The following is a 22,306-nucleotide window of genomic DNA, read 5'->3' as shown; positions in this document are numbered from 1 at the left end:
TTAACTCCTGCTTTGACTGCTTTTAGAAGTTGCGTTTCATTCTCTTATCTTTAATGCCTGTCATTTTGAATACATTTCCCTCTGACTGTTTACCTATTCGACTAACTAGCTTTTTATTATATATCCTCGCCAACTCTTGCCCGTTATGGTTAGTATTGATGATTGTTGTTTCTCGTTTGTCAAAGATTTTGAAAAGGAAAGTTTGAATCCAGTTATTCGCTTCGATCTTCTGACTGTTCATTGTGCTTTCTGTTCCTAAATCATCAATGAAAAGGAAGTCAACCTCTGTTAATAGCTTTACAGCGTCATGCTCTGTAAAATCGCTATTTTTATATTGCCACCCAGATTGAATACGAGTGACTATCTCTGATATGCTGACAAATAACACGCTCTTAGGCTCTCCCTTGACCTTATAACCCTCGTTTAAAGCTCTGGCCATGGAATAAGTCAAATGACTTTTCCCCGTCCCAGAATCGCCCATAAACAGCGTATTCCCTTTCATACCGTCTAGGTATTGTTTAGCTTGATTGATAGCGAACTCCTTGGCCTCGTGTTCCTCTTTTGTCTCTACTTTGAAAGTGCTAAAAGAGGCCTCTCTCAGCTCATTTGACACCGTACTTTCACGCGCTAGCACATCATAGGTTGAATAGTCCAGATTATGCCCTAAGGCTTTTTCTATGCCCTCTATCTCTGTCTTTTTAATATCCTCCCTAGTACATTCCATGCAGTAGGGAGATGTATAACCATCTGGCTTTTTAAATTGTACAAGGTTAATCTGATGAGTTGGACAGAACTCATCAGTGACCTTTATTTTTTCATTGAGCTGGTCTGCATTCAGTAATTTCATTTTTTCCCCTCTCCGTCAGTAGGTAAACGGGTCTTGAATATCATCGTCAGACTTACCTTGTTTCTTTTTCTGAAACTGTCTCTGTTCGTCTTCGACTTGTACCATGGTTCTAATACCGTTATTTCTCCAGTTCTTGAGTATTGAATTGATATAGCTAAAAGATCGCTTGCTGTTATCTGCCGCCTTATCTATGGCAGTCTTGACAACCTCTAGCTCCATACCGTCAAGAGTGAGATAGTCGATCAATATCTGGTACTGTTGTCCGTCTATAATCCCTATGCGCTTTTGGTAGTAACTAGAAATTTCAGTAGCAGAGGTTTTTTTATCTATCTCTTCTTCTAACTCTATCTCTTTCTCTATCTCTTTCTCTATCTCTATTGGACACGAGTTGGATTTTTTCCTTTTATTTTGGACAGTGTCCAATTTAGCTTGTTTTCTCTGTTCTCTTTTATAACCCGCCCAGTTTGTTTCACTTTCTATCATTGCTTTGGCTTGGAGTAGTTCAGCGTTTTTATCTCCATCTACTTGGATCAGACCGCATTTTGTAAAATAGGCCATAGTCATTTGGATATCATCTTCGGACACATCTAACTTTAAAGCCAATTCTTCAGTCAGTTCATTAAAGTACCCCTCATAGTACAGAATACAGTCACTTTCTAAACTTTCCAGCATTAAGCGGATATATATCACTGTCATAGTATAACCGCCTGGCGTGTTTTTAAGCCGTTTGATAAAAATATTGTCAAAAAACTTTTTATCAACTTTTAGCCAAAAATAGATTTTAGTCTTTGCCATTTTCCACCCCCAAAAACTTACAAATGTCAGAAACTCTATAATAGATCTTCCTAGTATCTTCTAGTGGGGGCTGGTAGCGTCTTAGCCCTGCACTCTCCCACCTTTGGAGTGTCTTATTTTTTATGTCCAATTCTTCCATAGCTACCTGAGCTGAAATCAAACCCGTTAAACGTGGTTTGATTGTATCACGCGCCCCCAAGTAATTCTCAACAAGATCTAAAACGCCATGAGCTAGCTCTTGCTCGCTCTCTTTACTGAGACTAAACATATTCATTATCTCCTTTCAGTAATGGCTTATAACTCTCTAAATCAGCATTTAAAAGGACAGTTAGACGCTTCTGCTCCTCTTGTACTTGGTTATAGAAGGCCTTTGCACCGTCCAATAGCTCTTCCTGATTGGCTGGGATAAAATACCCTCTAAAAGCTCCATTACGTACACCAACGATAGGAATGCTATAGCGCGTGATCAGACGGCTGATAATATCCTGTACTGTTCTTTCTGATAACTTGGTAATTAGGCTGATTTCTGCCCCTGTAATTGAGTTCTCAGACCCTTCTTTTATTAATTTTAATACTCGCTTGTCATTTACGGTTAGACTCATTCATTTTCCCCCTTACCAGCTTTATTTACAAAGGTTATTTGCCCACTCATTACGCCATAAAGTATAGTTTCTTGATTTTCTATGATTGTATCTATAGTGCTTTGGATAATATCCTTTGCCTGATGATCTATCTGTGTAAAAGATAATAAGCCTCTGGTTACTGCTAATTTTTTTACATCACTCAAACACATATTTAGAAAAATCTCTTTAGTAAAATATGGCTTGTCGGGCATTTTTTCAGGGTTAGGATACAATTTCAGGACACTGCTTGAACCTTGTTCATTCATGTTATTTAACTCCTTTACTGTCATCGCCTTATTCTCATTTCTTATCTTTAGCCATTTTATAAAGTACGCTATCTTCTTCAGTTTCTAACTTAGCAAAGTCTTGCTTTATCAATTCTAAAACATAATCACTTATCATCTTGTATGTCACTTTTGGATTTATACTTTTCATTGTCTTATAAACAACTTGTTCTAATATCGTATATCGGGTATTTGAAAAAGGGCCTAATTTTTGAAATTGTTTCTTAATAGATACCCTATAATCAAAGAAATTTAACAGTCCCATTAAAGCCTTAACGTTGCATGTTATAAAATCAGCATGGCCTTCCGTTTCTTTTCTCCAATCACTTGCCTCGCTGTTTGTTGAAATTACCAAAAGTTCTATTTCCTCAAGAATACTTTTGTATTTTTGTTCTAATTCAGAATAGCTTTCATCACCGTCAAGAGTGTAGTCTTGGCGAAGTCGTTCCAATCGCTCAGCGTGTTGATATAAAGTGCTTCCAGATAGTCCTTCAACTTCTAGTGTTACATTTGTTGCTGCCATAGCCTTAACCTCATTTCTTATCTCTTGTGTGTTGCATTACTGCTGATAACTGCTGTAAATTGCTCAATATTTCGTTTACGTTTTTCTTGATAGCTAGAATTAGGCAAATTTTGATTAGTATCTTTCATGATGTCTTTGAAAGTTTTTGTTGATTCTAAATATAGATTTTCTGTATAAGCAACATATTTCTGTTGCTCTTCTTCGGTCTTAAAGAATGTTTGTGCTTGTCTTTTGAAAAACGCTTGTCGCATTGCGTCCATTTCAAAAATACCCGCGTGGAAAAACATTCCTGTAGTGCTTTTAGAAATGTTCTCAATTTTTTTGCTATCGTTTAGTTCTGGTAATTCTAACCAAAGTAACCTTGCTAGATCTTCCTTTAGGTCTCCTAATTGGCCCGATAAAAGTGATAATCTATGTAAATTATTCTCTTTCCCAATTTGACATAGTTCTTTACCGATATTGTTCATTTTATCGCTTAAAATTTCGTAAGTTGTTTTTGTCATAATAGTTTTCTCCTCTTTTGTACCCTCTATACATCTCTTTACGTCTTATACCCTAATATGCTATAATCTAGGTATAAATCTTTACTAAAACCTCTTTAATAATAGCTTGCCTGCTTTTTTGTTAATTTCGTTTTAGTGATAGTGTGAAAGGCTCTGCGGTGTGGTTATTGCTAAGCCTTTTTTGTTGCGATCACGCGCCTTTTAGGCGTGTTTTTTTATTTCTGAATGCCATAGCCTTGATTTCCTGATAGCTCATATTCAAGCTAATCATAGCTATCGCCATATCCTCAAATGCTTGGTACTGTTCCAACTCCTCGCTGGTCAAGCTATCAATGCCATTGTAGCCCCCACGTTCTTCTACTAACTGCTTAGCGTTCCTGTCAGTCACTGCCTTTAATAGCAAGTTATTCATGGTGCTGTGCGCGTGCTTTGGTGCTTGTTCCCAGTTCTCAATACTGTCATGCAGCGTTTTTCTTTTTGGCTTTTCTAGCGCCCTCTGCATACGAAACTTAGAAAGTTCCTCACGCATTTCAAAGAATGCTTTGACTAGGTTTGTTTTGAAGTTGGCCACTTGCTCAGTATTCTTTAAGAATGTAATAAGCAAAGTAGCCTGTTGCTCGTTCAAAATGTAATCTTTTGCCTGTTGTCCACTTTGTAAAGGTCGCATTTTAAATGACACCTTTCCAAACTGTTCCAGTCGTGCAATCTGTTTTCTAATGTGTTCCTGTATTGCGTGGTGTTTTATTCCAGCACATTCAGCTATGATTGCGCTCGTAGTATACGGTTCTTTTTTACCGTCCATATAGACCAGTTCCTCCTTTCTCACTCCTCTGGCGTCAACAATTCATCAATCGTTACGCCTAGATAATCAGCAATCTTTAGCAAAGTTTCTGCTTCAGGATTTTTTGTACGTTCATAATACAAACTAGTAAGTGTAGTCTTTGAAATTCCTGTCGCTTTATATACATCTATAACTTTTTTACGTTTTTTTGCTAAAAGAACTCTTAAGTTATTTTTCATACTATCACCTTCTTTTCTAGACTTTTGTTATATATGAGTGCTTCCACTTATATTTTGTATATTACACTATTATGATTTATTTGTCAATAGTTTGGTATATTTTAGTGTTGTTTGTATTTTTGTACAACGTTTGTTATAATACCTAATATGGAGGAGTTAAAATGATTAAAACTAATTTTGCTGTGTTAATTGCCGAAAGAGGCTTAAAAATAGCTGATGTTTATGAAAGCACAGGGATCTCTAAAACTACTTTAATGGCTCTCGCTGAGAATACTGGTAAAGGAGTACAATTCGATACCGTTGATAAGCTATGTAATTTTCTAGATATAGAATTAAAAGATTTCTTTGTTTACGTTCCATATATTTGGGATATGAAATTCAAACAAAATACGGAGAGTGAGGACTCAGACTATATAATTATTAAATTAAAGACTAATCAAAGTGAGAAAGATTATTTTTTAAACACTTGTTTTCTATATCCACAGAATTATAATTTCCCATTAGATGATGATAGTTTTGCCTTATGGATCACAATTGACCTTGAGGGAAGTGACGCATATTCAACAAAAGACTTTTTCCAATTCTTAGATGATTTACCAGTTTCAATGAAAACAACTTTTTTTAACCAGATACTAGATACATTAAAATCGAATATTTTAATTAAAAATAAAAGCATAACAACTTATAAAGAGACTTTCGATAATACAAAAGTAGGATTGGAAAAAATTACTTTAAATGAGAAAAGCAAAGTTTATATAAGCTTTTTCAATGATCCATCGATAAAAAAAGACAAAAAATTTGAAAGTTCGAAAATTATTACTGTTTAATTTGTCAACAACGAAAAAACTCTCATTTGAATTAGAAAAGAGGTTAAACATTGAAAAATAGTGAACTGTTTGACTGGTTTTTGTTTGCTTGTACGATCCTTGCCTTTAGTGCTATGATATTTGCATTTCATATACTAGACAAAGAGGGAAAAAAGGCTCTTGAAAAGAAAAAATCATCTGATAGATAACTAATTCAGATATACGAAAACATATAGGAGAAAAATTATGAAAAAGAATGTTATTACTACTGCTGTTGTTTTAGCTCTTGCCACTGGCGGAGCAAGCTATTATTTTTCGGAATATGCCCCTCACCAAACTGCAATAAGTCACTTTGAAAAGTCTGTTGATACTCTTAATGAGAATAATAAAGCAATTGAAAAACAAATTGCTGATACTGAAAAAATCATTAAAGAAAAAGCTGAACCATTGGAAGCAAAGACTTTAGAAGATTTAAAAACTGCTGTTAAAGCAGCAAAAAACTCGATTCGTAAAGCTCCAAAAATGGAAAGCGATACACAAAAGATAGAAGACCAAGCGAAAGAAATTGCGAAACCTGTAGATTATTCTGAAACTCAAAAAAACATCACTGAGAAACTAACAGCCTACCAAAACAGCGTTAAGCAACTAGCACAGATTACAAACCCTAAAGATTCTTTCGTTGAGGAACGGTTGAAAGAAATCGATACAATTCAAGAGATTCAACACGTTACTGAAGATAATGATGCAAACGGGTTATTAAACAAACAGGGTGGATATACCGCCTCAATATATTTTTCAGATAGTCAAGTAACAGAACCTGTTTACGGGACTGATCTAGTAGATAAAGGAACTGAAGCAGGAGGTTGTATTGAAGTTTATAAAACTAAAGATGAAGCCGAAAAACGTAATACATACATATCTGCATTTGATGGTGGACAATTAAATCCTGGCTCTCATTATGTGTATGGTACTATCGTAATTCGTACCTCTAACCACCTTACTGCTAGCCAACAAAAAGTTTTAACCGAAAAAATTTACAATAAACTAATTGAACTGAAGTAATTCTTACAAAACAGATATTTTCGCCTATTCTAAGTTCAAAGATTATATATACCAAACCATAGCAAAACTTAGCACTAATATTTTTCTTTAGGGCGTCCGAAAAGTACGATTATGCGCCCTATAACATACCACGCGCCACAATAATATAGAAAACATTTTAAGAAAGGAAACGTATGGAAGATTTAAGTAAAAGATTAGTTAATAAAAGTGTCGAGGCTTTTATTATGGGGCTTGAAATATATAACAAACCTACAATTAAGTATAGAATTGAGGGTTTTAGTTTTTTTATCTGTAACGCCTGGGAATTAATGCTAAAGGCTTATATCATTAATAATAATGGTGAAGAATCAATATATTTTAAGGATAGTAAGGATAGAACGATATCATTAGAAAATGCAGTTGAGATAGTATTTCCAGATAAACATGGATCATTACGAAAAAATCTAATTCGAATTATAGAACTTAGGAATACTAGTACCCACTTCATAACAGAAGATTATGAACACATCTATGCCCCATTATTTCAGGCATGTGTTTCTAATTATATTTCTAAAATGCAAGAGTTTCACAATGAGGATATCACAAAACAAATTGCACAAAATTTCTTGACTTTATCAGTCCGCATCGACCAACTTAATCAAGAAGAAATTCGAGCCAAGTACTCTCCTAAAATGGCAGAACGTATACTCGCCGAGCAAGATAAAATTGAAAATGAAATATCTACTAATAATTCTGACTATGCTGTACCTGTTGAAACTCGATTTTATATCACTAAGCGAAAACAAGATGCTGATTTATTTGTTAAACTTGATAACACTGCGGAAACGAGTATAGGTATAGTTAGAGAGATTAAAGATCCAAACGCTATCTATCCATTAACTACTAGGGAAGTTATTAAAATTGTTAATAGACATCTCAAATCGAAAGGGATTCTATTAACAAAAATAGTAGGTGGAGAAAAACAAAAAAAGACGTTTACAACAAACGACTTACAACTTTTTAATACATTTTATGATATCAAAACAAATCAACGTTATTGCTACCATTATAAAATTGGTAATCGATACGGCTACTCTCAAATCCTCTGCGATTTTATAATTGAGGAAATCGAACGAAATCCTGAAACGTTCGTAGAAAACTTGAAAAAAAGACAAAAAAAATAAGATAACCCCAGGCATATGTGAATTCTCGTCCATCGACTTACTCCCCTTTGGGAACACAACGTTAATCCTTCGCAAGTTATCTTGTTAATTCTATTATACCACGCGCATGGGAAATGTAAAGTGTTTTGTTAGCTAACTGGTAAACTAACTTTAGAAAAAAACTCTCAAAAAACACTGTAAAATAAGTGTTTTTACCACTTAACAATTAAGCATATAATTTACCGTCTGACTGCTTAAAATCGAATACAGAGCAATCTGTGAAGCCCTAGCATGATATAAACCACAATCTAAAACCTTTTTAATAATAGCTTGCCTGCTGATGAAATAGAAAGGTTTTCGATCATGAGAATTACAGAACACAAAAAGAAAGACGGTACAACTGTATACCGTGCTAACATTTACTTAGGGATTGACCGAGTAACGGGAAAAGATGTAAAAACTAGTATTACAGCTAGAACTAAAAAAGATGTCAAGCTGAAAGCCAAAGAAGCTGAAATAGACTTCATTCAAAATGGTTCTACTAGATTCAAAGAAACGACAATTAAAACTTATAAAGAACTCACTGAATTATGGTGGGAAAGCTATAAGCATACAGTAAAACCAAATACTGAATATAGTGTTAGAAAATTATTAAATAATCATATTTTACCTCTATTTGGTTCTTATAAACTCGACAAGCTAACTACCCCACTTATCCAAAATATAGTCAATAAACTTGCTGAAAAGACCAATAAAGGGGATTCAGAGGCTTACTTACACTATGATAGGATTCACGCGCTTAATAAGCGTATCTTACAGTATGGTGTTACTATGCAGGCGATACCGTCCAATCCTGCGCGTGATGTTGTTTTACCTCGTAACACTCAGAAAGCAAAGCGCCAAAAGATTAAACACTTTGATAATATTGAGTTAAAAACGTTTTTAGATTATCTAGACAACTTGGATAGTAACAGATACCGCTATTTTTACGAGGTCACTCTTTACAAGTTCCTACTTGCTACTGGTTGCCGTATTAATGAAGCATTGGCGCTGGAATGGTCTGATATTGATCTTGATAATGCTGTTGTTCACATTACAAAGACACTTAATTATAGACTTGAAACTAATAGTCCTAAATCAAAATCTAGTTACCGTGATATCGATATTGACCCCAAAACGGTTACAATGCTAAAACAGTACAAACGTAGACAAACCCAAGAGGCTTGGAAAATTGGACAAACTGAAACCATAGTCTTTTCAGATTTTATCAATGGTTACGCTAAAAACGGCAGCCTTTTTACAAGATTAAAAACACATTTTAAACGTGCTAAAGTGCCTAATATTGGTTTCCATGGTTTTCGACACACTCACGCTAGTTTGTTATTAAATGCTGGAATACCATATAAAGAACTCCAACATAGACTAGGACACGCTAAGTTATCCATGACAATGGATACATACAGTCACCTCTCAAATGAGAGTGCAAAAAAAGCCATTTCATTCTATGAAACAGCTCTAGGGAGTTTGTAACTGAACAAATAACTGAACAAAATCAGAATAGAACGTATTACGACAAGAAAGAAAGCCTATAGCAATAGGCTTTCTGATACCTTAATCTTCAACTTACAAGATTTTAGTTCTGTCTCTCGTCCTTTTTTGCTATAATAGAAACAGATTATTTAGTAAGAAGGAAATTATGGAAGAGTCAAAACAGATCAACCAAGTGATCGACGTCCTGATGTTAGCTGGAACCCTCCTGATCGAGAGCGGTTCTGAGATTCACCGGGTCGAAGATACCATGATCCGGATCGCCCATTCACAGGGAATCGTCGATTGCAATGTTTTAGCGATGCCAGTCGCTATTTTCTTTTCAATTGAGAATGCCAATGTCACGCGTATGAAACGGATCTTGCGGACCAATTACAATATCGAAAAGGTCTGTGATGTCAATCAGATCTCTCGTCAACTCGTCTCTGGAGAGATCGATCTCGAGCAAGCCTACCAGGCCCTGAGCGAGTTGAAAATGAAGCGCGTTCCTTATACTAATCTCCAGTTGACCATTGCGGCAACTCTTAGTGCGCCTTTCTTCTCCATCATGTTTGGAGGAAATTTCTATGATGCGATTGGAGCGGGTATTGCGACTGTCTTTGCCTTTGCTTTTTCTCTTGTCGTTGAGAAATACGTTCGCATTCCTTTTGCCACTGCCTTTGCGGCCGCCTTTGTCTTTGGTTTTTTGGCCCATATCTGGACGCGCTATAGTGGTTTTCCTTCCAATACCGATCTCATTATCGCCGGCTGTGTCATGCCCTTCGTTCCTGGAATCGCTATGACCAATGCCGTCCGCGATCTGATGAATTACCACCTCAACTCTGGGATGAGCAAACTCTTTGAGACTCTCCTCATTACTCTTGCACTTGGTGCCGGTACAACGGTCGCCCTCGTCCTTATGAAATAAAATGATGAACCTAACTGAATTTTTAATCCAAGCGGTGGCCAGTTTGATTGCCATCATCACCTTTTTAATTGTCCTAAATGTGCAACGCTCCATGTTGATTCCTGGAGGAATCCTCGGTATGGGCATCTGGCTACTCTACTATATCCTGAAAGGGCCTACCAATGTTATCGTTGCAACCTTTATCGCAGCCATTGTCGGCTCCTGTATCAGTCAGATTTTAAGTATCATTCTCAAGACGCCTGTCGTGGTCTTTATGTTGTCCATTCTCGCACCCTTGGTTCCTGGATATATTTCCTATCGAACCACTTCCTTCTTTGTCAGTGGCCAATATCGCCAGGCAGTAACCAGCGTGACCCTGGTGGTTATTCTGGCCTTGGTGATCTCCATCGGGATGGCTAGCGGCTCTGTTGTCTTGAAACTCTACCATTCTTACCAACGCCATCAAAAAAGAAAAATGACCAATGCCAACTAGCATTTGTCATGTTGGTGACAAAGTCTTCTTAAAACTTTCCTTAGGTGAGCACGGACGTCAGCGAACTTCGTAGAAGTTCCATGACTTAGTTTTGGACCTAAGGTTCCAAAACTCCCGAGTGCTAGAAACAATAGTGTTTCTAGCACTTTTCTCACGGCGGAAAGTTTTTGTATTTTCTTGATTCATTTTAACAATTGGAACTCATTTTTATTTTTTGAAGAAAACTAAAAGTTTATGTACAATTGACTAAACTAAAGCTAAACCATTGATACAACTGAATTAGAAGCATAAAGTACATTCTTTAAAAAGTGTACTTTATTTTTGTTTTGTAAATTATTCTGAAACTACTTTCACATATTAAAAATTGAATCAAAATTGCTGTAGGCCTATAATAAAGATAGGGATAAAAAGAAATCTTCCTAGAAAGGAGTATACTGTATCATATGTGACAGTATTATTAATAAATCATGAAAAAAATAATTACTATAGTACAGTGCATTTTGTTCCCCGTGTCTCCTTACATTGCTAGAGAACTGTGCTTGATGAGTAAAAATCTAGTCGATAATATGTTCCTTACATTCTTTATCATGCTAACAATTTCTTTTTGGCTTTGTATTTGGAAGTTAGGAGATCTTGTGGGAAATCCAAAATAGAAAGTAAAAAGTTGTGCTAGAGATGAGATTTTTATTTATTTTAATTATTAATACACCTTATTTCTTTTATTTAAAATGGAAGGATAAGCCTAAACAAAAAAATAAGTCCTTTTGTTATCTTTATAAGTTTTACATGATTTACTTGTGGTTTATCCTCATAATTTGCATAATGGCTATCGGTATTTTATCCCTTGGAGTAGTAGCTGGTATGGGAAGAAAACTTCCGTTTGGTTTCTTTGTTTTATCTGTTTTATTTGTAGTTCTATTTAGTTTCTATATTTTTAGTATTCTAAAAGAGATAAAGGAATTAAAGCAAATAAAAGGTAAGTAAATATTAACTAAGAGAACTAGCTAACTAGCTTAAGTAAAACATAACACGGCCATGATTCATGAGCCGTGTTTTTGTATGAATGTACAATTGAAAAATTTTTAATTTTCACTTAAATAAAGTACATAATTGACAATGATTAGCACAAAACATTTTTTGGTTATCAAGAAACGAAAGTAGTATGCCATCTTTTTACGAAAAAGCCTATTTTCTTCAAAAAATAACTTTCCGAAAATTTTTCTTTTCCCGAAAGATGTTGAATGAACTAAAAAACAGCCTAAACCGTTGGGGCTGTATGGAATTTTAGCGATAGATTGTCCGCCCTCTAAACTTAAATCAGCTCAGAATGGCTATCTCAGCATGATTTTTTAACATTTTATGCAAAAAAATAACTATTCGGTATCAAAATTTCGAGAATTTTACCGAATAGTTAAAAAAAGAGCAGAATAGAATTTTTTTATCGTATCTAATTTATAGAGTTTGTTGGGATTGTTGCTGAGTTTTTTGTTTATCATTCGAACTTTATTATTATATCATAAAAATGATTAGAAAAACAGACTTGAATTATTTTGAAATTGGTATATGATGAAGGTATAAAAACTATTAAAATAGCCTGATAGAAAGGGGAATAAAAGAATTAATCAGGCTATATAAAATTGGTGATTGGTATTTAATGTTGTAAAACAAGAAAGGGTAAGGTAAAAAATGCAATTACATAAAAAAATTTTTATAGTGGCGTTGGTTTTATCTATTTGTATCTCACTATATTTTCTTATCAATCCGTCTAATATCTTCACCTTTCCGATCCGTGTGCATTCATTTGATGACACATTTAAATATTACATGTTTGTGAAGATTGGAATTGTATTATTAGTTATCAAATTCTTACTGGATATATGCTTAGAGTATATCAAGAATTGGTTTAAAAAGTTTTGATATATCTTCACGCAAAAAAACTTAGCATGTTTAGTAACTGCACCCCAATAATGGAACAAGAGAAAGTCCTCTTATGCGACCAGTTTTCTGTACTCTACAGGAGGCTGGTCATTTATTTTTTAAAACATGTTGTATATAAGAACTGCAACAATAGAAAAGATTAATAAGAGGATTAAGAGGATTAACAAGATAAAAATAATTACTTTTTTCATTGTAGTTCTCCTTTATTTTTTGTATGATTATATCAGAATGTTTTTAAAAATGAAAGGGTTTTCTATGGGAAATGATGTGTTTTTTGATTCTTTTTTAAGATCACTTAGGTTTCATTTTCGTGATAAATGTAAGGATATTGGATTTATAGAGTTTTTCAAAGATGAAAATAATTGTTTTATTACTATAGAGGATTATGTTTTGGAATCTTTTGTAATATTGTCAAATATTTTGAGTCAGGAGAGGATTGTGTTTACTTGTGGAATTATTTATAGTAAGGGGGTAGTTACTGGAGTAGAAGTATCTATGAGTGTATTAGAGTTAGAAAGATTAAATAATTTGTACAAGATATAGTTTTGAAGCATATTAAATTTTGTCGGACAATAACGAAGCGGTCCTACTAGTCATTAGGATCAAAAAACGCATAATATTAGGTTTTGAAGGCCCTTGATACTATGCGTTTTATTGTGGGGTGATTTACTTTATTTTCTCCTGAAATTGAGTTTTTACCTAGTATCGTTTTACTTCCGATTAGAGATAACAAATTTATCAATGAATAGTAAGTGAAATAATGCAAGTATAAATCCCCAGAAACTACCACGAAGAGAGAATTCTTGATGATTAAGAGGAAGCAAATCATGGTTTCCTACATAGATGCATGTCAAAATCACAAATAGAATCCAAAATAAATCAGTCCATTTATATTTTGAAAAATATTTTTTTAGCATAAGAACACCTTCTTCCTTTACTACATTAGTATTATATGATAAAATGTAAGCGAATACAAATAAAAAGGAGGATTTATCTTATGAATGAAAAAAATCGTACATATTTTATTTGTGCAAGTATTATTATTTCATCTATAATTTTAGGACTCTTTATTTATAACGGAATTTATAACGGATTTGACGTTTTGGGTCAATATATAAACGATGGCCTCAGGGTAATTAATAGTAATTTACCTAATGTTTTTAGGCAGTAATAGTAATAGAATTTAAAAAAAAGACAAGGTGTTTTATCCTTGTCTTTTTCGTTTTACGTTTTAATACTGCTTTTGTTTCAATATCAATAAATGTGTTCTTTTTTGAGTATTCTATAGATTCGAGGTAACATTATCATCGTATAGATCAGGAGAGAAACTCCTCCAAATACGAATATTAGACCTCCGTTTATTTCTTTTTGAAATAGATAAGTAAATACAATGGTACCGATCGGCATGATAGACGTATTTAGTGTGAACAAAGTACTCATTACTCTTCCTAAATAATTTGTTTCAATACTACTTTGAAGATAGGTCATGACGACAATATTTAGAATAACAAGAGTGAATGCGATAATTCCCATAAATAAACCGCCAACGGAAGAAATAATCACTTGGGTGTTAGTAATTGCAAATGTAATACCCAAACCAACGATAGCGATGGTTAGAAGAAAAAGTGGAATGCGAATTCTATTAGAGAGAAGTGTATTATTTTCTTTTTTGTCTGGCAGTAGTGACATAGACACGCTGGCTAACAACATTCCAACTGCAGACATTGTTTCTAGGATACCTACTGTTGCATTATCTAATAAGAGTTGCTCTTTGACTACAAATGGTACTCCAATGCTAATGGAAGTATAGAAAAAATTCAGTACAACACTAACAAGAATAATATATTTTACAATCTGATTTTCTTTTAAAAATCGGATAATTTCTTTGAACCCCTGTTGATGCTTTTCATTCTGTTTAATCTTAGCTTCTTGCTCTTCATTTTCATAGAAGAATTTCATGGTAAGTAAGACACCTAAAGAAAGGAGATTTGCAATGATTTCTATAAGAATAAAGCCTGAGAAGCCTAACCAATTATAAAGAATGACTCCAATAGCTGGGGAAAGCATGGTTGCGATAGCAATGGCGGTTTGTGTAACAGAGCTTAATCGTTGAATTTTTTTATCATTTACTAATTCGTGGATAGAGGCTGAATAACAAGTATCATTGATGTTAACTGTAATAGAGTGGAATATGACAAACGGAATTACTAAATATAAGATAGTAGATGAATTCGTTAAAAAATAAAATGCATAAAACAGAAGAAAGATAATAAGTCTAAAAATAAAATTATAAATTAAGATCTTTTTATGACGGTATCGGTCTACTAAATTACCGATTGGAACCAAGAAAATCAAACTAACTAAAGGATAGATGATCATGTTGATTCCAAAACTCATTGCCGATTTTGTTTGGTCCAGTAACATTAATCCTAAAGCAAAATTAAAAGCTTTACCACTTAAAGAACTAATAAAACTACTAATAAAGTCTTTGATGATTTGTCTATTAGACATTTGATCACTTATTAAATTCTTAATATTAGCCCCCTCCATTCGTTTCAACATTACTTCGGTTATCTAATCCTATTCAATCAACCTGTGTTGTAAGGTAATTGGGATAGTAGATAGACCATAATTTTTATTAATTAAGATTTTACCAATTATACTAATAAAAGTATAATAAAAAATGTAAAAAATATTGTATTTATGTTTACTAATTATATTTCTCTCTTGCTTTGACATTATCTAAATTGATAACTTCTTACGTACCTCTTCTAAAATAGGATATATTTTACAATCGTTAAAGGATTTCAAAATGAAACAGATTGTTTTATTTTGCTTTTTGTAGGCTTTAACTTCATTCTAGATGTTGATACTATTTATCATAACGCTTGACGTCGCTTTCAAACGGGAGTACAATAATATTGAGGACAAGATGGTTAATCTCTTTTATTTAGGAGGTGTCAGATATGCAAATCTATTTTGTTTATTCTATTTTCTATCTATTATCACGCGTAGTAGCACTTGTAGTTCTAGCTTATCTTATTAAGTTACTCATTGCTCGTTTAAAAAGAAACTAAGTAACATTTTGCCCAAATAGTAGTTATTTGGGCTTTTTGCTATACTTTAGCCTAGTGGATTAAATTTATAAAGATAGGATTTAGCATATTCTTATTGAGTGATTTTATTTTATGAAGGTTGTTTATAGGTAAGGGGGAAAATAGATGGTTTCTAAAATTGATGTGGCTTGGGACTTGTTTCTGGAGGGAAAAACATCAGAAGCTAAAAAGTTGGTTGAACAAGATTTTTCCATTGATACCTGTACAGATTTTAGCCTTTTAAATCTGATGGGGTATTTATTATTGGCAGAAAAAGACTATGCCTCGTGTACCCGTATCTTTGAGAAATACATTTTATTAGCTCAACAAAATGAAGACAAAGAACATGAACACATTGGATTACATCAATTAGCTATGATCTACAGAGATCAGGGTGATTTTCATAAGGCTTTAAAGCTCATTGAAAATGAAGAGAAGATAATTGAAGAGCATTTTCCCAATGATAATCTAAAGAAAGCTATAAATAACTATGAACAAGGCTATTTGAGATTGAAATTAAACAATCTTGATGAAGCTCTTACATTCATGAATCTGTCACTGGAACAATCTTTAGAGACTGATGATGTGATTTCTCAGGCTTGTAGCTATAGAGGGTTAGGGGAAATTTATTTAGCCTTGGAAGATAAAGGATTAGCCAACACACATTTCAAACGAGCTATAGAACTTTTCGAAAGTGTTGGAGAGTTTGAAGGGATAAAGGAAATTGAGGAATTGATTAATCGATGATTTTGCATTTAGATTTTGTCATTAGTTTGCTTAAATAAAGTACATAATTGACATGATTAGCTCAAAAAATTTTTTTGTTACTAAAGTAATCGCTTCACTTATCTTAAAATAGTTTTTCTCCATTCAAACTAATGCAAAATAATATTCGTTTTTCAATTTCTCTAAGTGTTATCGCTTGCATTTTTCCTTAAAAGGGATACAATGATAGTGAAAAAACAAATCCTTTAAAGTATGTGAGGTGCTGTATGATGCTAAACAAGTATATCAAGTATCTTCCTTGGATGATCCTAGGAACCCTCTCCTCCTATCTATTAGCAACTGATTATGCCCGCAATTCATTTGACTTGTTCTATCTGACCTTGAACTTTACGATTGTGTACATCGCTTTAATCGTCTTCTACGAAAAAGTTCTAAGAGACAAATGCAAAGAACTCTTCATACGAATCATGAGTAATCCTAAAAAAGATAAGCAAGGATAAGAGTTGAAAAGCCATCTGAGGATGGCTTTTTCTTATAGATTCTCTATTTTTCTTTGAAACATTGCAAAATCGGTCCCGAGAATGATTTCCTTGCTGATCTAGCTTTTTCAAGGGAGTTTTACCCTTAAATATGGTAAAATAGTAACGAAATATACTAGTAGATATCAAATAAAAAAGAGGTTAAGAATGACAATTGGGATTGATAAGATTGGTTTTGCGACGAGCCCTTATGTCTTGCGTTTAGAAGATTTGGCTACTGCTCGTGATACTGATCCCGAAAAACTGAGCAAGGGTCTTCTCTTAAAAGAACAAAGTGTTGCACCGATCACAGAAGACATCGTCACATTGGCTGCTACTGCAGCAGATGATATTTTAACAGACGAAGATAAAGAAGCAATCGACATGGTGATTCTTGCGACAGAATCTGGAATTGACCAGAGTAAGGCTGCTGCTGTGTTCGTCCATGGCTTACTAGACATCCAACCTTTCGCTCGTTCTTTTGAGATGAAAGAAGCCTGCTATGCTGCAACTGCTGCCTTGGATTATGCTAAACTCCATGTTGAAAAATTCCCACAGAGTAAGGTTTTGGTTATTGCCAGTGACATTGCTAAATACGGAATTGGGACTCCTGGTGAACCAACACAGGGGGCTGGAGCGGTTGCCATGCTAATCAGCCAAAATCCTCGTATTCTATCTTTTAACGATGATAATGTTGCCCAAACACGCGATGTCATGGATTTTTGGCGTCCAAATTACGCGACAACTCCCTTCGTGAATGGGATTTATTCAACACAACAATATCTAGATTCTCTGAAAACAACCTGGGCGGAATACCAGAAACGGACTGGCCTTGCCTTGACAGACTTTGCGGCTGTCTGTTTCCACTTGCCTTATCCGAAATTAGCTCTCAAGGGCTTGAAAAAAATCCTGGATAAGTCATTATCAGAAGAGAAAAAAGATCAATTACAATACAACTTTGATCAATCAATTCTATACAGCCAACGCGTGGGAAATATCTACACTGGATCTCTTTTCCTAGGCTTGCTGTCACTACTGGAAAATCAACCCCAACTTAAAGCTGGGGACCAAATCGCCCTCTTTAGCTATGGAAGTGGAGCGGTTTCTGAGATCTTTAGTGCCAATCTTGTTCCTGGTTTTGAGCAACTCTTGGATCACAAACGCATGGAAAAGCTGGACCAACGGACGGTTCTTAGTGTTGCTGACTACGAGCGACTCTTTTACGAGGAAGTAGATCTAGATCCTAGAGGCAATCAAGTATTTGAGCCTGCTACTCATCAAACTTTTGCTTTGACAGAGATCAAGGAACACCAACGCACTTACCAGAAAGTAGAAAAATAATGGCACGATTACCAGGTTTTGCAAAACTTTCTCCCACAGAACGCATAGAGGCCTTACTGAAGGAAGGCCTCTTAACTTGGGATGAAGCACAGATCTTAAAAGAACAAAAGGGACTCCCCCTTTCTATTGCAGATCAACTGACGGAAAATGTCTTGTCGACTTTTGACTTGCCTTTTAGCCTCGCTCCTTATTTCCTGATCAATGGTCGTGACTATGTCCTTCCCATGGTCACAGAAGAACCATCCGTGGTCGCGGCTGCCAGCTTTGCAGCCAAGCTCATCCAACGTTCGGGCGGTTTCACCACCCAGGTGCACCTGCGCCAAATGATCGGTGAGATTGCTCTGACGGATGTTAAGGATTGGGAAATTGCGAGCAAACGCATCCTAGATGACAGGGAAAGCCTTCTTCAGCTGGCTAATGAAGCCTATCCTTCTATCGTTAAGCGTGGAGGTGGAGCGAGAGATCTTTGGGTCGAAAACAAGGGAGACTTTCTTATTGTCTACTTGGCTGTCGATCCTAAAGAAGCCATGGGAGCCAATATGCTCAATACCATGTTAGAAGCTCTGACTGATCGCATCCAGGAACTCTCTGGTGGTCAGGCCTTGATGGCAATTTTATCCAACTTGGCCACTCGCTCTTTGGTGAGTGCACGATGTGCCATCGATTTTAAAGCACTGAGTCGAAATCCTGAGGAAGCCATTGAGATTGCCCACCGGATGGAGCTAGCTAGCCAACTGGCCCAAGTGGATCCTTACCGTGCAGCCACTCATAACAAGGGAATTTTTAACGGGATTGATGCCCTGGTCCTTGCAACAGGCAATGACTGGCGGGCCATCGAAGCAGGAGCCCATGCCTATGCCGCACAAAGTGGTCCATACAAAGGCTTGAGTCACTGGACAAGTCATCCAGAAGAGAAAAAACTCTATGGAGAGATCACCCTGCCAATGCCAGTTGCGACAAAAGGAGGCTCGATTGGCATCAACCCAACGGTTCAAGTCAGCCACCGTTTGCTAGGAGAGCCTTCTGCTATTGAATTAGCAGGTATCATCGCTTCGCTCGGTTTGGCGCAGAATTTCGCAGCCCTCAAAGCCCTTGTCACCACAGGGATTCAAGCAGGACATATGAAACTCCAAGCACGCTCCCTAGCCCTTCTAGCAGGTGCTAAGGAAGAGGAAGTTCCCCGATTGGTCAGCCAACTCCTTGAAAACAAACCCTTTAACTTAGAGAAGGCACAAACACTCTTACAAGAATTGAGAAAATAAAAGAACTAAGACAAACTAATTCTTTAGTAAATTAGGTCAAGTGATTCTGCAAAGAAATAAAAATGAGTTCTAATTTTTTAAATGAATCGAGAATATAATGAAACTTTCCGCCGTGAAAAAAGTGCTAGAAACACTTTTGTTTCTAGCACTCGGAATTATTGAGACCTTAGACTCAATAATTAGTCATGGAACTTCTTCGAAGTTCGCTGACGTCCGTCTTCACCTAAGGAAAGTTTCTAAGATGATTTTATCTTCACTTTGAGAACTAAGACCCACGTCTTAGTTCTTTTGTGTTTGAAAAAATTTTCTTATTGTTTTAAAAATGGCAGATCGGGCTTTTTCTTGGTATAGAGCACCACTTCGATAAAGGTCCCTACTTGGACGGCAAAGAGCAGTCCGACGAGAAGATTAATCCGATGGTCTGTTTCATAAAACGGAGAGTTCCATAAGAAGTGATTGGCTACTGTCGAGACAACACACCAGAGTCCAAAGAGTTTTTCCTTTTGCTGGGTCACTTGAGACAACAAGAGGAAGACACCGACCGATACAACCGCTGTATAGAGGGCGTGGGAAGCTAATCCACCAGAGATCCGGTTAATGGCCTCAGTGACAGCAGCTAATTGACTCGTTTTTGTTTGGCGGGCAACGTACCCTAAATCCTCAATGATTTGAAAACCAAAGCCAGAGCCCAAGCCGGCAATTAGAATCGCTTTTAGATCTTTTTTGCCAACCATCAAGACAACCCAAAAGGCAACCAGAGCCTTAAAGAATTCCTCAGAGAAGGGGGCTGTCAAGGCATCGGTCCACTTGTTAAAGACAGTGGCATCCTTGATCACATGGCTATTCATAATATCGATCAAGCTATTACCTGAAAAGCTCAACCAGCCTGCTACGAAGGCTCCTCCAAACATGGCAATCCATAAGAGATAGGTTGGGACAGTCAACTGCTTGGCCAATCGTTTTGAAAAGAGATAGAGCGGGATAATAATAGCAGCTAAAACAGACAAGTTTAAAACCAAGTCTCTGCCTGCAGACTGGCTAAATTCTTGTTGAGAAAGATGACCGAGTTCAAACTCCAAGCCAATTCCTGCAAACAGTAGAAAAAGATAGATAGAGGCTCTTTGAATTTTAGTCATCTTGTTTTCCTCCCTTTTGTTTCTTTGAGCGAATCAGGTAGATCACAATCGCTAGAAGGGTTGCCCCGAACAAGCCTGCTGCTAGAATGTAATCATAGTCAAAATCAACGAGATCAATCTTTTCTTCATAAGCAGCATCTTCTTCGTCATCTAGATCTTGCAGGGCACTTTTTCCGTGTTCATCTGCTACCTTTTGTTCTGCTTCTTTTCTGATTTCTTGCAAGCGTTCGAAGGTTTTCTCAGCTCTTGCCAAGCTTTCCTCTGTTGCCTTCTCACTCGCTTCTTCAGGCTGAGAAGCAAGGGCAATTTGCTCCTTATCACTCAGATCTTGTTCGACCATCCACTGAGACTCCAATCGTTCCATTTCAGTACGAATCGCCCCATCTTCGAATAAATCTGGATATTTGGCCACAAGGTCATTGATTCTTGAAATGGTCCAATACCAGGAGCGATCATTGTAATGATCCCCTAATTCTTGGTAGGCTTGATAGGTGTTGAGAATATTGCCATAGTAGGGTAGGTATGGAGCATTTCGTGGACTACCCATCGACAGCCACATGGTGCCTCCACCTGCACTCGCTGGGACCTCATCTTTCAGTTGGAAAATATGGGCCTCCATGACATTTGGATTGGAAATAGGGTATTTATAAACCGCATCAAACTCCCCTTTTTTCGGAATGCCTTTTCCATCCAGCTCCATTTGATCCTGTGGTTTATATTTGGTTCCTTCCAAACGATTGCGTTGGAGATTCATAGCATCGCGGAGGGTTAATTTTCGATCGGTTGTATGAAGAAGGTCAAAGGACGCATCGTCATATTTAACAGGAGAGCTTGGGTCTAGCGATTTGATTCCCGACCAAACCCGAGAGCGATCTGCTTCTTGCAAAGGCGGATTATAGGATTGAGAAACGTGGAATTTTCCGTCCACTTCCTTATAGCTATTGGCTTCTTTGGCGACTTTTTCAAGATCTTTTGAAGCGATCGTGCGTTCGGTATCCGATTGATCGACATGCCCTAAGAAGAAGGTATTTGGAAAGACCGCAAATCGATCCTCTGGGAAGAGAATCGCTGCATATTGATGGCCAGATAGGATTTCCATATACCAGACGCCTTCTTTATCGGCAATGGTCACAATATTTCCTTCTGCAGCGCCTTTTTCTTCGACGATTTTAGCAATGAGTTCAACCCCTTCTCTTGCGGTTTTCACACTAGGGAGAACGATACTGGTCAAGCCCGATTCTGCGAGGCCATCCTTGACATAGGGATCCACTTTTTGGATCTTGTCATTTGCTGAAGCAGATACAGTGGCAGAAATAGAAACCCCATACTCATTGAATCCTGCTTCGTCAAAAATTCCCTGATCAGGGGTGACATCTGGAACCGCTGTATACTTATAGCTAATCTCTGGCAAGGGATATTGAAAACCGTTGGCAGCATCCTCAAAGATGGCTCCTTTTTTATTGTAGACACGCTCTCTGACCACAAAATTTTTATTATGGTTGGGCTCTAAATCTTCGGTACGTCCTACCAAGGTCGAGCCGTCGGCAGTCAGTTTCTTCCCGATGATGAAACCTGTACAAGCCTCAACAGGTTGAGCAATCAACAAAAGCGGAAGCAAGGCTGCTACAGCTGATCGAAAATAGTGCTTTTTCATCCTAAACTCCTTTTTAAAAAATTTTTCCTTATTTAGTATACTCTTTTACAAGCCTGTTTTGCAAGCGATTCCAGCAACCGTAAACGATTCGTAAACTATCAGAA

The 22,306-nt window shown here is 36.3% G+C and carries 26 protein-coding genes; 13 read left to right on the top strand and 13 right to left on the bottom strand.

All coding sequences use genetic code 11. The features are described 5' to 3' along the window. Positions 1-22: 22 nt before the first annotated feature. The 9 genes from ABVF55_RS02720 to ABVF55_RS02680 form a co-directional block, all read right to left on the bottom strand. The gene (locus tag ABVF55_RS02720; RefSeq protein ID WP_445285485.1) at positions 23-847 is read right to left on the bottom strand and encodes an ATP-binding protein; all 825 of its coding nucleotides are present in this window, start codon (positions 845-847) and stop codon (positions 23-25) included. Positions 848-862: 15 nt separating this feature from the next. Then, positions 863-1,642 (bottom strand): DnaD domain protein, encoded by a 780-nt coding sequence (locus tag ABVF55_RS02715; protein WP_445285484.1) that lies wholly within the window; start codon positions 1,640-1,642, stop codon positions 863-865. After that, on the bottom strand, positions 1,629-1,910 hold the full coding sequence (locus ABVF55_RS02710) for an XRE family transcriptional regulator (RefSeq protein WP_445285483.1): 282 nt from the start codon (positions 1,908-1,910) through the stop codon (positions 1,629-1,631). The genes ABVF55_RS02715 and ABVF55_RS02710 overlap by 14 nt, the downstream gene beginning before the upstream one ends. Then, positions 1,903-2,244, bottom strand: a complete 342-nt coding sequence (locus tag ABVF55_RS02705) for a DNA-binding protein (protein ID WP_445285482.1) — start codon at positions 2,242-2,244, stop codon at positions 1,903-1,905. The genes ABVF55_RS02710 and ABVF55_RS02705 overlap by 8 nt, the downstream gene beginning before the upstream one ends. Continuing rightward, on the bottom strand, positions 2,241-2,531 hold the full coding sequence (locus tag ABVF55_RS02700) for a hypothetical protein (protein ID WP_445285481.1): 291 nt from the start codon (positions 2,529-2,531) through the stop codon (positions 2,241-2,243). Before ABVF55_RS02700 ends, ABVF55_RS02705 begins: the two co-directional genes overlap by 4 nt. Before the next feature lie 34 nt (positions 2,532-2,565). After that, entirely contained in the window at positions 2,566-3,072 is a 507-nt protein-coding gene (locus ABVF55_RS02695) for a hypothetical protein (protein ID WP_445285480.1), read from the bottom strand. A 17-nt stretch (positions 3,073-3,089) separates the two neighbouring features. Then, on the bottom strand, positions 3,090-3,575 hold the full coding sequence (locus ABVF55_RS02690) for a hypothetical protein (protein ID WP_445285479.1): 486 nt from the start codon (positions 3,573-3,575) through the stop codon (positions 3,090-3,092). Between the two features lie 190 nt (positions 3,576-3,765). After that, positions 3,766-4,377, bottom strand: a complete 612-nt coding sequence (locus ABVF55_RS02685; RefSeq protein WP_445285478.1) for a Rha family transcriptional regulator — start codon at positions 4,375-4,377, stop codon at positions 3,766-3,768. Between the two features lie 20 nt (positions 4,378-4,397). Beyond that, positions 4,398-4,595 (bottom strand): helix-turn-helix domain-containing protein, encoded by a 198-nt coding sequence (locus tag ABVF55_RS02680; protein ID WP_301362639.1) that lies wholly within the window; start codon positions 4,593-4,595, stop codon positions 4,398-4,400. A gap of 161 nt (positions 4,596-4,756) precedes the next feature. Between ABVF55_RS02680 and ABVF55_RS02675 the strand changes: the two genes are divergently transcribed. From ABVF55_RS02675 to ABVF55_RS02640, 8 genes are all read left to right on the top strand, one after another. Continuing rightward, positions 4,757-5,422, top strand: a complete 666-nt coding sequence (locus ABVF55_RS02675) for a helix-turn-helix domain-containing protein (protein ID WP_445285477.1) — start codon at positions 4,757-4,759, stop codon at positions 5,420-5,422. Positions 5,423-5,647: 225 nt separating this feature from the next. Next, positions 5,648-6,463, top strand: coding sequence for an EbhA (locus ABVF55_RS02670; protein WP_445285476.1), 816 nt, complete (start codon positions 5,648-5,650; stop codon positions 6,461-6,463). 173 nt (positions 6,464-6,636) lie between these two features. Beyond that, positions 6,637-7,626 (top strand): DUF3644 domain-containing protein, encoded by a 990-nt coding sequence (locus tag ABVF55_RS02665; RefSeq protein ID WP_445285475.1) that lies wholly within the window; start codon positions 6,637-6,639, stop codon positions 7,624-7,626. Positions 7,627-7,968: 342 nt separating this feature from the next. Then, positions 7,969-9,135, top strand: coding sequence for a tyrosine-type recombinase/integrase (locus tag ABVF55_RS02660; RefSeq protein WP_445285474.1), 1,167 nt, complete (start codon positions 7,969-7,971; stop codon positions 9,133-9,135). Positions 9,136-9,301: 166 nt separating this feature from the next. Then, positions 9,302-10,060 (top strand): threonine/serine exporter family protein, encoded by a 759-nt coding sequence (locus tag ABVF55_RS02655; RefSeq protein WP_023919150.1) that lies wholly within the window; start codon positions 9,302-9,304, stop codon positions 10,058-10,060. Between the two features lie 4 nt (positions 10,061-10,064). Continuing rightward, on the top strand, positions 10,065-10,532 hold the full coding sequence (locus ABVF55_RS02650) for a threonine/serine exporter family protein (RefSeq protein ID WP_003005049.1): 468 nt from the start codon (positions 10,065-10,067) through the stop codon (positions 10,530-10,532). Between the two features lie 822 nt (positions 10,533-11,354). Further along, positions 11,355-11,516, top strand: coding sequence for a histidine kinase (locus tag ABVF55_RS02645; RefSeq protein ID WP_254734762.1), 162 nt, complete (start codon positions 11,355-11,357; stop codon positions 11,514-11,516). A 1,209-nt stretch (positions 11,517-12,725) separates the two neighbouring features. Then, positions 12,726-13,013: a hypothetical protein gene (locus tag ABVF55_RS02640; protein ID WP_260314309.1), complete on the top strand. Its 288-nt coding sequence runs from the start codon at positions 12,726-12,728 to the stop codon at positions 13,011-13,013. 167 nt (positions 13,014-13,180) lie between these two features. Here the strand turns inward: ABVF55_RS02640 and ABVF55_RS02635 are convergent, their stop codons facing one another. After that, entirely contained in the window at positions 13,181-13,387 is a 207-nt protein-coding gene (locus tag ABVF55_RS02635) for a hypothetical protein (protein WP_368397670.1), read from the bottom strand. Between the two features lie 80 nt (positions 13,388-13,467). Between ABVF55_RS02635 and ABVF55_RS02630 the strand changes: the two genes are divergently transcribed. Next, positions 13,468-13,641, top strand: a complete 174-nt coding sequence (locus ABVF55_RS02630) for a hypothetical protein (RefSeq protein WP_173018706.1) — start codon at positions 13,468-13,470, stop codon at positions 13,639-13,641. Positions 13,642-13,724: 83 nt separating this feature from the next. Here the strand turns inward: ABVF55_RS02630 and ABVF55_RS02625 are convergent, their stop codons facing one another. Then, complete coding sequence (locus ABVF55_RS02625; RefSeq protein WP_445285473.1) at positions 13,725-14,981, bottom strand: MFS transporter; 1,257 nt, start codon at positions 14,979-14,981, stop codon at positions 13,725-13,727. Between the two features lie 710 nt (positions 14,982-15,691). Between ABVF55_RS02625 and ABVF55_RS02620 the strand changes: the two genes are divergently transcribed. The 4 genes from ABVF55_RS02620 to ABVF55_RS02605 all read left to right on the top strand — a co-directional run bounded on the left by ABVF55_RS02620 (position 15,692) and on the right by ABVF55_RS02605 (position 19,412). Then, a complete protein-coding gene (locus ABVF55_RS02620) occupies positions 15,692-16,312 on the top strand; it encodes a tetratricopeptide repeat protein (RefSeq protein ID WP_414347425.1) in 621 nt (206 codons plus the stop codon). A 248-nt stretch (positions 16,313-16,560) separates the two neighbouring features. Then, complete coding sequence (locus ABVF55_RS02615; protein ID WP_070675393.1) at positions 16,561-16,791, top strand: hypothetical protein; 231 nt, start codon at positions 16,561-16,563, stop codon at positions 16,789-16,791. 186 nt (positions 16,792-16,977) lie between these two features. Further along, the gene (locus tag ABVF55_RS02610; RefSeq protein WP_445285472.1) at positions 16,978-18,150 is read left to right on the top strand and encodes a hydroxymethylglutaryl-CoA synthase; all 1,173 of its coding nucleotides are present in this window, start codon (positions 16,978-16,980) and stop codon (positions 18,148-18,150) included. Then, a complete protein-coding gene (locus tag ABVF55_RS02605; protein WP_445285471.1) occupies positions 18,150-19,412 on the top strand; it encodes a hydroxymethylglutaryl-CoA reductase, degradative in 1,263 nt (420 codons plus the stop codon). The genes ABVF55_RS02610 and ABVF55_RS02605 overlap by 1 nt, the downstream gene beginning before the upstream one ends. Before the next feature lie 308 nt (positions 19,413-19,720). Here the strand turns inward: ABVF55_RS02605 and ABVF55_RS02600 are convergent, their stop codons facing one another. Both ABVF55_RS02600 and ABVF55_RS02595 read right to left on the bottom strand, forming a co-directional pair. Next, the gene (locus ABVF55_RS02600; RefSeq protein WP_070590091.1) at positions 19,721-20,548 is read right to left on the bottom strand and encodes a PrsW family glutamic-type intramembrane protease; all 828 of its coding nucleotides are present in this window, start codon (positions 20,546-20,548) and stop codon (positions 19,721-19,723) included. Next, complete coding sequence (locus ABVF55_RS02595) at positions 20,541-22,202, bottom strand: C69 family dipeptidase (protein WP_445285470.1); 1,662 nt, start codon at positions 22,200-22,202, stop codon at positions 20,541-20,543. The genes ABVF55_RS02600 and ABVF55_RS02595 overlap by 8 nt, the downstream gene beginning before the upstream one ends. Between the last annotated feature and the right edge of the window lie 104 nt (positions 22,203-22,306).

This window comes from Streptococcus sp. KHUD_012 (genome assembly GCF_052588255.1).
Note: the sequence above shows the minus strand (reverse complement) of the source record. Positions and strands in the feature narration are given on the sequence as shown.